The following is a 13,531-nucleotide window of genomic DNA, read 5'->3' as shown; positions in this document are numbered from 1 at the left end:
CTGTAGAGAGGATGCCTTCAGCAACTAATGTGCTGGATCTGCTGGCTCGTGGGCGTGAGCTGGTCGACCCGCAGCTGCGGCACGCGTTGGATCGACTCGACGAGCACACCCGGCTGGTCGCGACGTACCACTTCGGTTGGTGTGACGAACACGGACGACCGACCGGCGCCAACTCCGGCAAGGCGATCCGGCCAGGGCTGACCCTGCTCGTCGCCGAGGCGGTCTGCGGATCACCCGAACCGGCGGTTCCCGGCGGTGTTGCGGTGGAGCTGATCCACAACTTCTCGCTCATCCACGACGACCTGATGGACCGCGATACGCAACGCCGTCACCGGCGTACCGTCTGGGCGATCTGGGGCGACGCGACCGCGGTCCTGGTCGGGGATGCGCTTGCGTGTCTCGCGGACGAAGTACTTGCCGAGTGCAACTCGCCGTACGCCGTTCGCGCCGGTCACGCACTCGCCGTCGCCACTCGCGAGCTGATCCGCGGGCAGGTCCTCGACGTGGCGTTCGAGCGACGCGACTCGGTCAGCCTGCCGGAGTGCGTGGACATGGCGGCCGGCAAGACCAGTTCGTTGCTCGGGGCATCGGCCGAGCTCGGGGCGATCCTGGCCGGCGCCGACGCGGCGACGTGCGAGGCGTTCCGCACGTACGGCTGGGAGCTCGGGCTGGCGTTCCAGATCGTCGACGATCTGCTCGGCATCTGGGGTGCACCGGAGAAGACCGGCAAGCCCGTGTTCTCCGATCTGCGCGCGCACAAGAAGACGCTGCCTGTCGTGTGGTCCCTCGAGTACGGCGGTGCGCACGGGCGCGAGTTGGCCGCGTGGTTCACGGAGACGGCTGCACCGAGCGAGGACGACGTACGACGGGCCGCCGCACTCGTGGAGGACGCCGGCGGGCGGGAATGGGCGTTGGCCGAAGCCGATGAGCGGGTGCGTAAGGCCGGGAAGGCGCTCGACGCCGCGGGCATCGCGCCGGCCAATCGGGATCAGCTCGATCAGTTGGCCCAGTTCATCGCGGAGCGGCAGCTGTGACGGCGGAACAGGTGACCGACGCCGAACGGGCCGACGTACGCGTCGAGGAGTGTTTGGATGCGGCGGTGTCGTACCTCCGTTCGTTGCAGCATGACGACGGCTGGTGGAAGGGCGACCTGGCAACCAACGTGACGATGGACGCCGAGGACCTGATGCTGCGGCACTTCCTCGGCGTGGCGACTGCGCAGACGGATGCGGAGACGGCGCGGTGGATCCGGTCGCAGCAGCGTGAGGACGGTACGTGGGCGACGTTCCCGGGCGGGCCGGGTGAGCTGTCGACGACGGTGGAGTCGTGGGTCGCGTTGCGGATGGCGGGTGATGATCCGGGTGCGCCGCACATGGCCCGGGCTGCGTCGTTCATCCGTTCTAACGGCGGGGTCGAGAAGGCTCGGGTGTTCACGCACATCTGGCTGGCGCTGTTCGGATTGTGGTCGTGGGACGACTGTCCTGATCTGCCGCCGGAATTGATCTTCCTGCCGAGTCGGGTGCCGTTGAACATCTACAACTGGGCGTGCTGGGCGCGGCAGACGATCGTGCCGCTGACGATCGTGAGTGCGCATCGTCCGGTGCGGCCGGTGGCCTTCACTGTCGAAGGGCTGCGGGCTGGTAGGGCGGATGCTGCGCAGGCGGCGCCGTGGACACTCGAAGGGGCGTTCCAGCGGCTGGACGTCGTACTGAATGCGTACTCGCGATGGGGGCCGCGTGGGCCGTCGAAGGGTTTGCGGCGGTTGGCGATGCGCCGGGCGGTCGAGTGGATCGTGGCTCGGCAGGAGGCCGATGGCGGTTGGGGTGGGATCCAGCCGCCGTGGGTGTACTCGCTGATCGCGCTGGATCTGATGGGGTACGCGATCGACCATCCGGTGATGGCGGCGGGGTTGCGCGGGCTCGAAGGGTTCACGGTGCACACGGAGACCGCTGAGGGGCCGGCGCGGTGGTTGGAGGCTTGCCAGTCGCCGGTGTGGGACACGGGGCTGGCGGTCGGGGCGATGCTGGACGCCGGGGTCGAGCCGGATGACAAGACGGTGCTCAAGGCAACTGATTGGTTGCTCGCGGAGCAGATCGATGCGCCCGGGGACTGGCAGGTGCGGCGCCCCGGGTTGGTGTCGGGTGGGTGGGCGTTCGAGTTCGCGAACGACGGTTATCCGGATACCGACGACACGGCGGAGATCGTGCTGGCGTTGCGGCGGGTGGAGCATCCGGAGCCGGGTCGGTTGCGGAAGGCGTTGGACGATGCGGTCGAGTGGACGACCGGGATGCAGTCCGCGGACGGCGGGTGGGGTGCGTTCGATGCGGACAACACCGACACGACGCCGTTGAAGTTGCCGTTCTGCGATTTCGGCGCGGTGATCGATCCGCCGTCGGCCGATGTGACCGCGCATGTGGTCGAGATGCTGGCAGCCGAGGGGCGGACCGATTCTGCTGAGTGTCAGCGCGGGGTGCGGTGGTTGCTGGATTCCCAGGAGAAGGACGGGTCGTGGTTCGGGCGGTGGGGGACGAACCACGTTTACGGTACCGGTGCCGTCGTACCTGCGTTGATTGCTGTGGGGATGTCGGGGAACGATCCGGTGATCCGGCGGGCGGTGCGGTGGGTCGAGGAGCATCAGAACGCGGACGGCGGGTGGGGTGAGGACCTGCGCTCGTACGTCGATCCGTTGTGGATCGGGCGGGGTGACTCGACACCTTCGCAGACCGCGTGGGGGCTGTTGACGCTACTGGCTGCTGGTGAACGGGGTGACGCCGTACGACGCGGGGTCGGCTACCTGGTCGACACGCAACGCGCCGACGGCGGCTGGGACGAACACCGCTACACCGGCACGGGCTTCCCGGGCGACTTCTACATCGGCTACCACCTGTACCGCTTGGTCTTCCCGATCTGGGCCTTAGGCCGCTACCTCGGGAGAAACCGATGAGCCCGGTCGTCTACACCCCCTTGTACGCCGAGTGGCTGGCCCTCCGCGACAAACTCACCACCCCCGTCATCCGCACCGGCCGCTCCCGCGGCAAACCCACCCACGGCCCCACGCTCGTAGCCGGAGTAGCCGGCGCCTTGGTCGACGGCATCGCCCCCGGCGACGTAATCGTCGCAAGCGAGATCCGCCACGCCGGAAAGGTTGTGCAGAGTTTTGCAGCCGACCTGGTAGCGGGGGAGTTGCGGCGGCTGGGGCTGACCGTTCACGTCGGGCCGGTTGTTACGGCTGACCACGTGGTCGACTCAGCTGGTGAGCGAGCTGAGTTGGCGGCTACGGGGGCTATTGGGGTTGATACCGAGTCTGGGTTGTTGGTGGGGGATGACGGGCAGACCGTGGTTGTGCGGGTGGTGGTTGATACGCCGGGGGAGCCGCTTCGGCGGGTTGGGATGCCGGTGCGGGGTGCGCGGGGGCTTGCGCAGTTGCGGCGTACTGCGCCGGCTATTGATGCTTGGGCGCGGGCTGTTGGGGAGCGTCGGTTGCTGCTGGCGACGCCGCGGTCGTTCTGTGCGGGGGTTGAGCGGGCGATCGAGACCGTGGAGCGGGCGCTGGAGCGGTTCGGGGCGCCGGTTTATGTGCGGCGGCAGATCGTTCACAACCGGCATGTCGTCAGTGAGCTGGAAGGCAGAGGTGCGGTCTTCGTCGAAGAGCTGGATGCCGTCCCCGAAGGCAGCCTCGTCGTGCTCGCGGCGCACGGCGTCGCCCCAGCAGTACGTCGCCAGGCCGACGAGCGGCACCTGAGAGTCATCGACGCCACCTGCCCCCTCGTCGCCAAAGTCCACCACGAGGTACGCCGGTACGCCGCCCGCGACACCACCGTCGTACTCATCGGCCACCCCGACCACGAAGAAGTGATCGGCACGGTCGGTGAAGCCCCGGACCACGTCATCGTCGTCGCGAACCCCGCCGAAGCCGACACCGTCCAACTCCCCGACCCGGCCAGGGTCGGCTACGCCATGCAGACCACGCTCGCCGTCGAAGAAGCTGCCGAGACAGCCGCAGTACTGCGACGACGCTTCCCCACCCTGACCGGACCCAAGAGAGACGACATCTGCTACGCGACCAGCAACCGCCAGGCCGGCGTCCGCCAGATCGCCGCGCAGTCCGACCTGGTCATCGTGCTCGGATCCCAGAACTCCTCCAACTCGAAACGCCTCGCCGAAGTCGCCGAGGCCGCCGGCACCCGCGCAGTACTCGTCGACGACGCGAGCGAACTGGAGCTGGACCTGATCGCCGGTGCCGAGCGGATCGGCATCACCGCGGGCGCGTCGGCCCCGCCGGAGCTGGTCGACCACCTGATCCGCTGCTTGTCCGGGCTGGGCCCGGTGTCCGTCACCGAGAACGGGACGCTGACCGAGGACGTCCGCTTCGCGCTACCGAAAGAAGTGAGTCAGCCATGAGCATGCCGCTACGGCAGTCCATCCGCTTGGGCGGATACCTGATGAAGCAGAAGGTCCGGCGCCGGGAGAAGTTCCCGATCCTGCTCGAGCTCGAACCGCTGTACGCCTGCAACCTGAAATGCGCCGGTTGCGGCAAGATCCAGCAGACCCACGACTGGCTGAAGAAGCGCATGTCGGTCGAGCAGGCGGTCGCCGCGGTCGAGGAATGCGGTGCGCCGATGGTCTCGATCGCGGGCGGCGAACCCCTGATGCACAAGGAGATCGACGAGATCGTCCGGCAGTTGCTTGCCCGCGGCAAGATCGTGTTCCTGTGTACGAACGCCGTACTGATGCCGAAGCACCTGCACAAGTTCAAGCCGCACAAGAACTTCGCGTGGATGGTGCACATCGACGGGTTGCGTGAGCGGCACGACCAGTCGGTCTGCAAGGACGGCGTGTTCGACCAGGCCGTCGACGCGATCAGGCAGGCGCAGGCGGCCGGCTTCCGGGTGATGACCAACACCACGTTCTTCGACACCGACAGCCCGCAGGACGTCATCGACGTACTCGACTACCTGAACGACGAGCTGAAGGTCGACAACATGCAGATCTCGCCCGGGTTCGCGTACGAGAAGGCGCCGGACCAGGAGCACTGGCTCGGCCCGGAGGAGACCCGGCAGCTGTTCCGCAAGGCGTTCGGCGACGGCCGGCGGAAGAAGTGGCGGCTGAACCACTCGCCGCTGTTCCTGGACTTCCTCGAAGGCAAGGTCGACTTCAGCTGTACGGCGTGGGCGATCCCGCTGTACTCACTGAAGGGCTGGCAGCGCCCGTGCTACCTGATGGACGACGGGTACGTCGGGACGTACCAGGAGCTGATCGACGACACCGACTGGGACAGCTACGGCCGCGGCAAGGACCCGCGCTGCGCGAACTGCATGGCCCACTGCGGCTACGAACCGACCGCGGTCGTAGCGACGCTCGGCTCACTCCGCGAGTCGATCCGGGCGGCCGTCAGCTAGCGCGGGCCTCGCGGACGCTCAGGACGGTGAAGGCGGCGATCGCGAAGGCGGTGAGCGTGGCGGGGATGAAGAAGACGTGCGGGAGACCGATCGCCGCCACGCCGATCCCGCCGATCGTGCCGCCGATCGCCGAGCCGAGCGGGATCGCGCCGAGGAAGACGCCGGACGCAGTGCCGGCGCCTTCCGGGTACAGGTGCTGGGCGATGGAGACGCCCAGCGCGCCGACGCAGGCCCAGAGACCCGCGTTCAGCACCTGACCGAGGAACAGGCCGGCGACCGACGTACTGAGCGCGTAGGCGAGGTTGCCGGCCAGCCCGAGTACGGCGCCGACCGTCATTGCTCGCATCGGGCCGTAGCGGTCGGCCAGGCGCGCGACGACCGGGAGCAGGAGCAGTTCGAGCAGCGGCTGGATGCCGATCACCAGGCCGCGCACGGAGTCGGAGACGTGGAGCTGCTCGGCCATGTAGATCGGGAGGTAGCCGAACTTGATGGTGTCGCCGGTCATCGCCAGTACGCACACCGCGGTGAACACCAGCAACGGCATCATGTGCTCGATCCGCCGGCGCTCCACGGACGCGACTCTCGCCGGGTCGTCGTACCGCTCGACCCGCTGACGGCCGAGCGGGATGATCGCGCCGAACACGCAGGCCGCCGTCGCGACCAGCAAGGCCCGCAACCCGAACACCCCGCCGAACCAGCTGCCGAACACCGGCCCGAGGATCCAGCCCGTCGTGAAGGCCATCCGGATCGTCGCGATCACCCGGTTCTCAGCGCGGGTCGGATGGCGGCTGAGCTCGTCACGGCAGGCGGCGAACAGCTGCGCCATCGACCCGCCCGCGACGCTCAAGGCCAACGTACTGATGACGAACGGCATCCAGACCGCGTTCGCCGACGCCATCAGCAGCCAGCCGAGCGCTCCGACCACCGAGCAGATCCGGAACCACAGGAGCCGGTCGTGGCTGCGGTCCGACCAGCGGCCGACGATGAACCCGGCGATCGGGGAGGCCACGTTCGTCACGTAGTACAGCCCGGCGATGGGCAACGGCGTACCTAGGTCGCGGACCAGGAAGAGCGTCAGCTGCGGAGTGGCCGCCGACAGGCCGACGCCGGCAATCAGCAGCGAGAGGAATGCCGAACGGTAGAACCGCGACCGAAGCACAGTGCCCAGGGCCGACTCCGACCGGTCCAGCATCCACCCCTCCAACGGAAAGCGTCTGCCACGAACGATAGGCGTTATCCAGCGATCTTGCGTAACTGTGTCAGCCCTCGAACTACAGGCCGTTCACGGCAAGCCGCGCGGTCCGGTCGGCGAGGTCGGAGATCACCGAGTTGTCGAAGCCGAACAACGCCGAACGGGTCCGGTTCTCGAGCGGTGCGATCAGGTGCTCGGGCAGGTCTCGGGTGCCGGTGAGGATGCCGAGGACCGAGCCGACGGTCGCGCCGTTCGAGTCGGTGTCCCAGCCGCTCATCACCACCCGCCCGACACCGGTCAGGTAGTCGCCCTCCGACCAGAGCAGCGCGGCCGCGACGATCGCCGCGTTGTTGATCGTGTGGATCCACGAGTAGTGGCCGTACCGCTCCTGGATCATCCGGAGCGCGTCCTCCCACGACCCCTCAAATGCCAGCACGTCCCGGATCGCCTCGGCCAAGCGCGACTGCGGAGGTACGACGCCCAACGCCCGCTCGACCGCCTCACGCGGTGAAGCCGCCGTGAACGCCGCGGCCACCAGCGCCGCGGCCCACATCTCGCCGTAGATCCCGTTCCCGACATGCGACAACGCAGCGTCCTGGTACGAGAGCTGCGCGGCCGTCCAAGGATCGCCGGCGTGCACGTACCCGAAGACATCCCCACGGATCTGCGCGCCGATCCACTCCCGGTACGGATTACGACGCCGCGCCACCTCAGGACCCGTGAACCCGTCGACAAGATTCACGTACGCCGCCCGCTCCGCCGTGAACACCTGCCCGACCGGGAACAGCCGGAGCCACGCCGCGCCGACGTCCTCGGCCCGCAGCTGACTGCCGTGCGTCTCGAGCAGATGCAGCGCCAGGATCGGGTAGTCGATGTCGTCGTCCCGCGCCGAACCCTTGACGTTCCCGCGCGTGGTCTCCGGCCAGCACGACGTCAGCTCGAACCCGTCCGGCATCGGATCGAGCACCGGCACGTAGTCCCGCAGCGGATACGCGTCGGCGAGCGTCAGGTAGTCGCGGATCCGGGCCGACGTCCAGTAGTCACCCGACTCGACCGGCTTGCCCACGTTGCAGCCGGCGATCCGCCCGAGCCAGGCGGCGTGGATCTTGTCGGCAAGGTCGTCCACCTTCGATGCCTCAGGGATCGAGCCGAGCGTTTCCGAGATGTCCTCGAGCTCGTCCGGCTCGACGTACTTCCAGCCGGGCAACCTGGCCGCGAGCGACATCCGGTCGAGCAGGTCGAGCACCGCGACCCGGTCCGCCGGGTCGGTCCGGTTGGCTTCGCTCACCAACTCGTCGACGTCGTACCCCGTCTCCCGCCGCTGCCGCACCTCGGCGTACAGCAGATCGGTCGGCTGCATCGCGTCGTAGTGTCCACTCGAGTACCCAGGCCCAAGGTCCATGTGGCTAGGGTCTCAGCATGCAGCTGAAATCGATGCCCCGGGCCGCGTCGTGGACGCATGTCGACGTACGGGTCGGGTTCGAGGTGCTCTTCGTGGACGGTCACCGGCTGCGCGGCCGGACGTCGGCGCGCGAGGGGGAGTCGACCTGGTACGTCGGGTACGAGATCGACGTCGACGACGAGTGGCAGACGCGAACCGTGCGCGCGACGAATTCGACGGCGACGGGTGAGCGCGAGGTCGTGCTCGAACGGAGTACGAGCGGGTGGATCGTGGGCGGGGTGGCTCGGCCCGACCTCGACGGATGCGACGACGTGGACTTCGAGTCGTCGGCGGTCACGAACACGCTGCCGATCCATCGGCAGCCGTTCGTCCTCGGCGAGACGTTCGAGGTCCCGGCGGCGTTCGTCCAGGCCGACGACCTGAGCGTGATCCGGCTCGAGCAGCGCTACACACTGCTGCGCTCCGACGAGGACCGGCACGTCTTCCACTACGAGTCCTCGACGTTCGACTTCGTGTGCGAGCTGGTCTACGACGCTTCAGGACTGGTCCTCGACTACCCGGGCATCGCCGTGCGCGACCGCTAACCCCAGATCGCCTGGCTGATCGCGGCGCCGAGGAACACGCTGCCGAGTCCGGCGACGATGCTGGCGGCAACGTTGGCGACGGCAAGGAACCGCGCCCGGTCCTCGAACAGCCGGATCGTCTCGTAGGAGAAGGTCGAGTACGTCGTCAGCACCCCGCAGAACCCGGTGCCCGCGAACAGCTGGACGTCATGCGGCAGACCCGCCGACGCGCCCGCGAGGAATCCGAGGACGAGCGACCCGATCGCGTTGACGCTGAACGTCCCCCACGGGAACAGCGAGTCGTGCCGGCGCTGCACGGCACGGTCGGCGACGTACCGCAATGGCGCTCCGATCATCCCGCCGGCGATCACCAGCAGCAGCCGGATCATCGCGACCTCCAGCTGATCAGCGCGCGGGTCGCGGTCACCGTCGTACGGACTGCGAGCAGCGCGCCGACGATGGTCGCGGCGAGGTAGAGGAGCGCCTGGCCCGCGTGCCCGCGGGTCACGAGTTGCTGGATATCGAGCGCGTACGTCGAGAACGTGGTGAACCCGCCGAGCACACCGGTGCCGAGAAACGGGCGCACGAGTCGTTGCTGGGTCAGTACGTCGGTCACCAGCACCATGAGGATCCCGATCAGTCCGCAACCGACGATGTTGATCAGCAGCGTGCTCAACGGTCCCGGCCACGCGAGCCCGACAAGATACCGACCGGTCGCGCCGATCGCCCCGCCGACCGCGATGACGGTCAGCAGGACCGAGTCGTGCGTACGTCGCTGCCGACCGTCGATCCGCAGGTCGACGTCAGAGTCGACCGGCCCCTTGGGCAACGGGTTGAGGGGGTGGTGCTGCACAGAGGCCTCCTACCTGGACTGACCCCCCGGCGCACGCCGAGAGGTTCCTAGGTAGGGACTGTTGGCCGCCGAAGCGACGGTTCGGTCCGGCGAGCCCCACCACCGGTCAAACTCCGACCAGCATAACGGGTCCGCTCAGTGGTCGATCGGAGGTGTTCCCCAGGTGGACGGCGCGGCGCCCATCGCCACCGAGATGCGGCCGCCGTAGTTGACGAACGACTCCGGCAACCACGACTCGGCCCGCGCGTGGCCGTTCAGCTTGAGCGCCTGCACGTATTGGTTCGCATCTGACGTCGCCGGTGCCTCGACCGTCAGCCGTACGCCGTTGCTCCGCCGTACCTCGACCTTCGGAAACAGCGGACTGCCCACCAGCAGCTCGGCCCGCCCCTGCGTCTGCGGGAACAGCCCGATCGCCGCGAAGATGTACCAAGCCGACAGCGTGCCCAGATCGTCGTTCCCCGGAAGCCCCGATGGCCCGGTCCCGTACACGGTGTCGACGATCTCCCGGGTGGTCTCCTGCGTCTTCCACGGCGCACCGAGACCGTTGTACAACCACGGCGCGTGCAGCCCCGGCTCGTTGGTCGGGTCGTACCTCACCGGGCTCCCGCCTTTCACGGCCCAGTTGCCGTCGGCGTCGTGGAAGAACGTGTCGAGCCGCTGGACGGCGTTCCCGCCCATCAGAGCCGCCAGCCCGGACACATCTTGCGGGACCATCCAGGTGTACGTCGACGTCGTGCCCTGCGCGAACCCGACGTCCGTCGACGGACTGAACCCGTCCTGCCAGCTCCCGTCCGCCTTCCGCGCCCGCTGGTACCCGACCGCCGGGTCGAACGTGTTCTTCCACCAGTTGCCGCGGTCCTCGAGATCGGCGACGTCAGCCCCGAGCCGCTCGCCCCACTGTGCCAGCGAGAAGTCTGCGAGCGAGTTCTCCAGCGTCTCCGCGGCGCCGCCCCAGCAGTGGCAGGCGTCCTGCGGCGCGTAGTGCTTCGCGAGGTACGTGTCCAGCGCCGGCCGTTGCCCGGTGCATTGCCCTGGGCAACCACCATCGTTCTCGGCGTCGGCGTTCTGAACCCGGGCCTGGCGCACGAGCGAGTCGAACGCGCCACGGGTATCGAAGTTCCGCACCCCCATCGCAGCGAACGTCGCCAACGTCGGCGCGGCCGGATCACCGGTCATCACATGAGTGGCACCGTTGTTGTGCAGCCAGCGATCCCAGATCCCTTTGTTCTGCTGGGCGAACTGGTACATGGACTGAGCGAAGTCACCTGCGACATCGGGTTTGAGCAGCGCGAGCAGCTGGATGTGCGCGCGGTACTGATCCCAGCCCGAGAATGTCCCGTACTGCGCCTTCTGGCCCGGCGCGAGGCGATGGATCTTCTGGTCGGAGCCCAGATATCGCCCGTCCACGTCGTTGAACACGTTCGGCTGCAGCAGCGTGTGGTACAGCGCGGTGTAGAACGTGGTCCGCTGCGCATCGGTCCCGCCGGTCACGCGGATCGCGTTGAGCTCGCGCTGCCAGTCGGCGTACCCGTCGGCGGCGACCTTGCCGACGGGTACGTTCGGCCTGAGTTCGGCGCGCAGGTTCTGCTCGGCGCCCGCGAGGCTGACGTACGAGATGCCGAGCCGCATTCGGACCGCGGCGCCCGGCGCGAACGTCACGTACCCGCCGGATCCGCGACCGGCCCGGTCCGCGCCGGTGGCGTAGCCCTCGCCGCCAGTGGTGTGCGTGCTGCCCGGCTCCAGGGTGCTGTCCTTCCAGGTGCCGTTGGCAACGATCGGCTGGTCGAACGATGCGGTGAAGTACAACCGGTAGTAGGTCTTGCGGTTGTTCACGCCGCCGTTCGCCCGGCGACCGCAGAACGCGCCGGTCAGCACCGATCCGGTCACCTTGCGGTGGTCCGGGTCGATGGTGACCTCGGCGTCCTCGCTGCCGTTCAAGGAGTTCGACGTACGGAAGAGCAGGTTGGCGGCCTGGTCGCTCGGGAACGTGAACTCGCCGACGCCGGCCCGGGTCGTCACGGCCAGGTCGGTCTTGACGCCGGAGTCGAGCGTGACGGTGTAGCGGCCGGGGCGTGCGGTCTCGTTCTCGTGCTTGAAGTTCGTCGCGTACTTCGCGTCCGTGGTGTCGGCCGTCGGCGAGGAGTCGACCGCGCCGACGTACGGCATGATCGGTACGTCGCCCGCCGCGCCCGGGTTGCAGCCGGCGCCGCTGAGGTGCGTGAGGCTGAACCCGCGGACCCGCGTCGCGTCGTACTGGTATCCGTTCGCCGCCCCGGTGCTGGTCTGGTCGCCACGGGTGCTCGTCGGGCTCCACGAGATCATCCCGAACGGCCGCACCGCGCCCGGCCACGTCGTACCGTCCCGCGCGGAGCCGATCATCGGATCGACGTACGACGCCGGATCGAACGAGGCCTGTGCCGGTACGGCGGGAACCAGCAGCGCAACCGTGAGACCAACTGCGACCAAGCGCATGCGACAGCCTTCCGTGGGGCGGAGACGGAACGGGTGTCACGGTAGGGGCGTTTGGTTGCCAATGGCTGTTGTACGGACGAACACGAGTTGTGCGGTTCGGTCCTTCTCGATCCGGGTGGCGAGGGTCTTGACGGCGGGGGCGTGGCCGGCGGCCTTGACGCTGCGGGTGATCAGGGCGGACTGGGTGAGGTGGTCCTGGATCTCCGTGGTGAGGGTTCGGTCGAAGGCGGCGCCGGTGAGATTGCTGAGGGCAACGACTTCGTCGGCGGTCATCATGCCGGGCATGTCGTGGCCCTCGTGCGGGTTCGCGGTCGGCAGACCGGCCTGGGTGCGGAGCGCGGTGAGCGCTGCGAGCTCGGTCCGATGGGCGGGCGTCAACCCGGCGGCAAGTCGTCGTACTGCGGGGTTCGTCGAATGGGACGGCACGAGGTCGAGGAGGTGGAGGAACTGTTCATCCATCGGGATCATCAGCTCGAGCCAGGCGGCGTCGGTGGGGTTGAACGTGGACTGGATCGCGGGTGCAGGGGCCGGCCGGCTGGAGGCGGGCTCGGTGGATGGACTGCAGGCGGTCAGGGCCCCGGCGGCGACGCACGCGGTGAGGGCGCCGGTCAGATGCAGGAGGGTGCGGCGGATCGGCATGGAGGTGTCCCCAGGGATTGGCCTGCGGTGCCGGGGTCTGCCCACGCCCGGCACCGCAGGAGGTTTCAGGGGCGGCCGGGGAGGCGGTAGTTGTCGCCCAGGGCCTGGCCGCGGTCGGGCTTGTAGAGATCGAAACCCTTGGAATTGCACTGCAGACCACCGTTGATGCAGTGGCTCACCAGAGCTGCGAGTGTGGGCGGATCCCAGGCGTTGAAGAAGTCGTAGTGCCAGGAGTACCCGCGACCGCTGGCGAGCCGGATGCCGGTCAGGTCGCCGTCGGCGGGGAACGCGATCTTGAACTCCAGCATCGGCACCGGGTTCGGGTGCGAGGCGGGGCAGACGCCGTTGACCGGGTACGCCATGTGGCTCTTGTGGTCGGCGGAGTCGAGGTCGCGGCCGTTCCAGCAACTCGGTGCCTGGTAACGGATGTTGAGCTGGGTTCCGGCCGGACAGCTGGCCGGGAAGTCCCAGTTGTGGAAGCTGTCCCCGCACTCCCAGCCCTCGACGGCACCCGGTGCGGTCCGGAATGCGTCCTGCGTAGCCGTCGGGCTGCCGACCACGAACCGGAGCCCCGGCGGGAACGGCTGAACTTCTTGGTAGTTGAGGATTCCGGACTTGTAGTAGATGACCTGCGCCCAGGTCTGGACGACCGGCTGGTCGCCGCGGAACATCGTCGGCCACCAGTAGGCGGACAGATCATCGGGATTCAGGCAGGTCGTCGAGTAGGCGCCCGCGCCGTTCAGGCTGTCCAGCGTCGTGGCGGCGTTCGTCGTCGTGTTACCGACGAAGCTGTGTTCGTGGGAGGCGCCCGGCAGGTTCGGGAACACGATCGGGTCGTCGGGAGCGCGGTGATGGACGGTGCAGTTGACCTGGAACTCGTGGTGCGTGACCAGGTCGTCGGCCTGCGCGGCGGACCCGGTGAGGGCGGTCAGCAGGGCGGCGACGACGCCGGCGGCGGTGCCACCGGCGTACAGGATTCTCTTCTTTCTCGGGAACACGGAACTCCTCCGG

12 protein-coding genes are annotated in these 13,531 nt (G+C 68.3%); 5 read left to right on the top strand and 7 right to left on the bottom strand.

Going from position 1 to position 13,531, the window contains the following annotated elements:
* The first annotated feature begins 11 nt into the window (after positions 1–11).
* Genes FDA38_RS28905 through hpnH form a run of 4 tightly spaced genes read left to right on the top strand, consistent with a single transcriptional unit; the run spans position 12 to position 5,399 of the window.
* Complete coding sequence (locus tag FDA38_RS28905; RefSeq protein ID WP_137257278.1) at positions 12–1,034, top strand: polyprenyl synthetase family protein; 1,023 nt, start codon at positions 12–14, stop codon at positions 1,032–1,034.
* Positions 1,031–2,944 (top strand): squalene--hopene cyclase, encoded by a 1,914-nt coding sequence (gene shc, locus FDA38_RS28900; protein WP_202877883.1) that lies wholly within the window; start codon positions 1,031–1,033, stop codon positions 2,942–2,944. Before FDA38_RS28905 ends, shc begins: the two co-directional genes overlap by 4 nt.
* Positions 2,941–4,401 carry a 4-hydroxy-3-methylbut-2-enyl diphosphate reductase gene (ispH, locus tag FDA38_RS28895; RefSeq protein ID WP_137257277.1) on the top strand — a complete coding sequence of 487 codons (1,461 nt, stop codon included), beginning with the start codon at positions 2,941–2,943 and terminating at the stop codon, positions 4,399–4,401. Before shc ends, ispH begins: the two co-directional genes overlap by 4 nt.
* Complete coding sequence (gene hpnH, locus FDA38_RS28890) at positions 4,398–5,399, top strand: adenosyl-hopene transferase HpnH (protein ID WP_137257276.1); 1,002 nt, start codon at positions 4,398–4,400, stop codon at positions 5,397–5,399. Before ispH ends, hpnH begins: the two co-directional genes overlap by 4 nt.
* Here hpnH and FDA38_RS28885 read toward each other — a convergent pair.
* Complete coding sequence (locus tag FDA38_RS28885; protein ID WP_137257275.1) at positions 5,392–6,591, bottom strand: MFS transporter; 1,200 nt, start codon at positions 6,589–6,591, stop codon at positions 5,392–5,394. The two genes, hpnH and FDA38_RS28885, sit on opposite strands and share 8 nt — an antisense overlap.
* A 79-nt stretch (positions 6,592–6,670) precedes the next feature.
* The gene (locus tag FDA38_RS28880) at positions 6,671–7,993 is read right to left on the bottom strand and encodes an ADP-ribosylglycohydrolase family protein (protein WP_202877882.1); all 1,323 of its coding nucleotides are present in this window, start codon (positions 7,991–7,993) and stop codon (positions 6,671–6,673) included.
* Between the two features lie 17 nt (positions 7,994–8,010).
* On the opposite strand from FDA38_RS28880, the gene FDA38_RS28875 reads away from it, so the two are divergent.
* Positions 8,011–8,577, top strand: coding sequence for a putative glycolipid-binding domain-containing protein (locus tag FDA38_RS28875; RefSeq protein ID WP_137257274.1), 567 nt, complete (start codon positions 8,011–8,013; stop codon positions 8,575–8,577).
* On the opposite strand, the gene crcB is transcribed toward FDA38_RS28875, so the two are convergent.
* From crcB to FDA38_RS28850, 5 genes are all read right to left on the bottom strand, one after another.
* Positions 8,574–8,945, bottom strand: a complete 372-nt coding sequence (gene crcB / locus FDA38_RS28870) for a fluoride efflux transporter CrcB (RefSeq protein WP_233714978.1) — start codon at positions 8,943–8,945, stop codon at positions 8,574–8,576. The two genes, FDA38_RS28875 and crcB, sit on opposite strands and share 4 nt — an antisense overlap.
* A complete protein-coding gene (locus FDA38_RS28865) occupies positions 8,942–9,409 on the bottom strand; it encodes a fluoride efflux transporter FluC (RefSeq protein ID WP_202877881.1) in 468 nt (155 codons plus the stop codon). The genes crcB and FDA38_RS28865 overlap by 4 nt, the downstream gene beginning before the upstream one ends.
* A gap of 135 nt (positions 9,410–9,544) precedes the next feature.
* On the bottom strand, positions 9,545–11,881 hold the full coding sequence (locus FDA38_RS28860; RefSeq protein WP_137257273.1) for a GH92 family glycosyl hydrolase: 2,337 nt from the start codon (positions 11,879–11,881) through the stop codon (positions 9,545–9,547).
* Positions 11,882–11,917: 36 nt separating this feature from the next.
* Positions 11,918–12,520, bottom strand: coding sequence for a DUF305 domain-containing protein (locus tag FDA38_RS28855; protein ID WP_137257272.1), 603 nt, complete (start codon positions 12,518–12,520; stop codon positions 11,918–11,920).
* A gap of 65 nt (positions 12,521–12,585) precedes the next feature.
* Positions 12,586–13,518 (bottom strand): DUF1996 domain-containing protein, encoded by a 933-nt coding sequence (locus FDA38_RS28850; RefSeq protein WP_137257271.1) that lies wholly within the window; start codon positions 13,516–13,518, stop codon positions 12,586–12,588.
* Positions 13,519–13,531: the final 13 nt, after the last annotated feature.

Source organism: Kribbella jiaozuonensis, from assembly GCF_005233875.1.
In the GTDB taxonomy this organism is placed as follows: Bacteria; Actinomycetota; Actinomycetes; order Propionibacteriales; family Kribbellaceae; genus Kribbella; species Kribbella jiaozuonensis.
Note: the sequence above shows the minus strand (reverse complement) of the source record. Positions and strands in the feature narration are given on the sequence as shown.

Bases quoted from the DNA above. Each gene is read 5' to 3' on its own strand.
- FDA38_RS28905 (WP_137257278.1), top strand. From the start codon at position 12: ATGCCTTCAGCAACTAATGTGCTGGATCTGCTGGCTCGTGGGCGTGAG.
- ispH (WP_137257277.1), top strand. From the start codon at position 2,941: ATGAGCCCGGTCGTCTACACCCCCTTGTACGCCGAGTGGCTGGCCCTC.
- hpnH (WP_137257276.1), top strand. From the start codon at position 4,398: ATGAGCATGCCGCTACGGCAGTCCATCCGCTTGGGCGGATACCTGATG.
- FDA38_RS28885 (WP_137257275.1), bottom strand. From the start codon at position 6,591: ATGCTGGACCGGTCGGAGTCGGCCCTGGGCACTGTGCTTCGGTCGCGG.
- FDA38_RS28880 (WP_202877882.1), bottom strand. From the start codon at position 7,993: ATGGACCTTGGGCCTGGGTACTCGAGTGGACACTACGACGCGATGCAG.
- FDA38_RS28875 (WP_137257274.1), top strand. From the start codon at position 8,011: ATGCAGCTGAAATCGATGCCCCGGGCCGCGTCGTGGACGCATGTCGAC.
- crcB (WP_233714978.1), bottom strand. From the start codon at position 8,945: ATGATCCGGCTGCTGCTGGTGATCGCCGGCGGGATGATCGGAGCGCCA.
- FDA38_RS28860 (WP_137257273.1), bottom strand. From the start codon at position 11,881: ATGCGCTTGGTCGCAGTTGGTCTCACGGTTGCGCTGCTGGTTCCCGCC.
- FDA38_RS28855 (WP_137257272.1), bottom strand. From the start codon at position 12,520: ATGCCGATCCGCCGCACCCTCCTGCATCTGACCGGCGCCCTCACCGCG.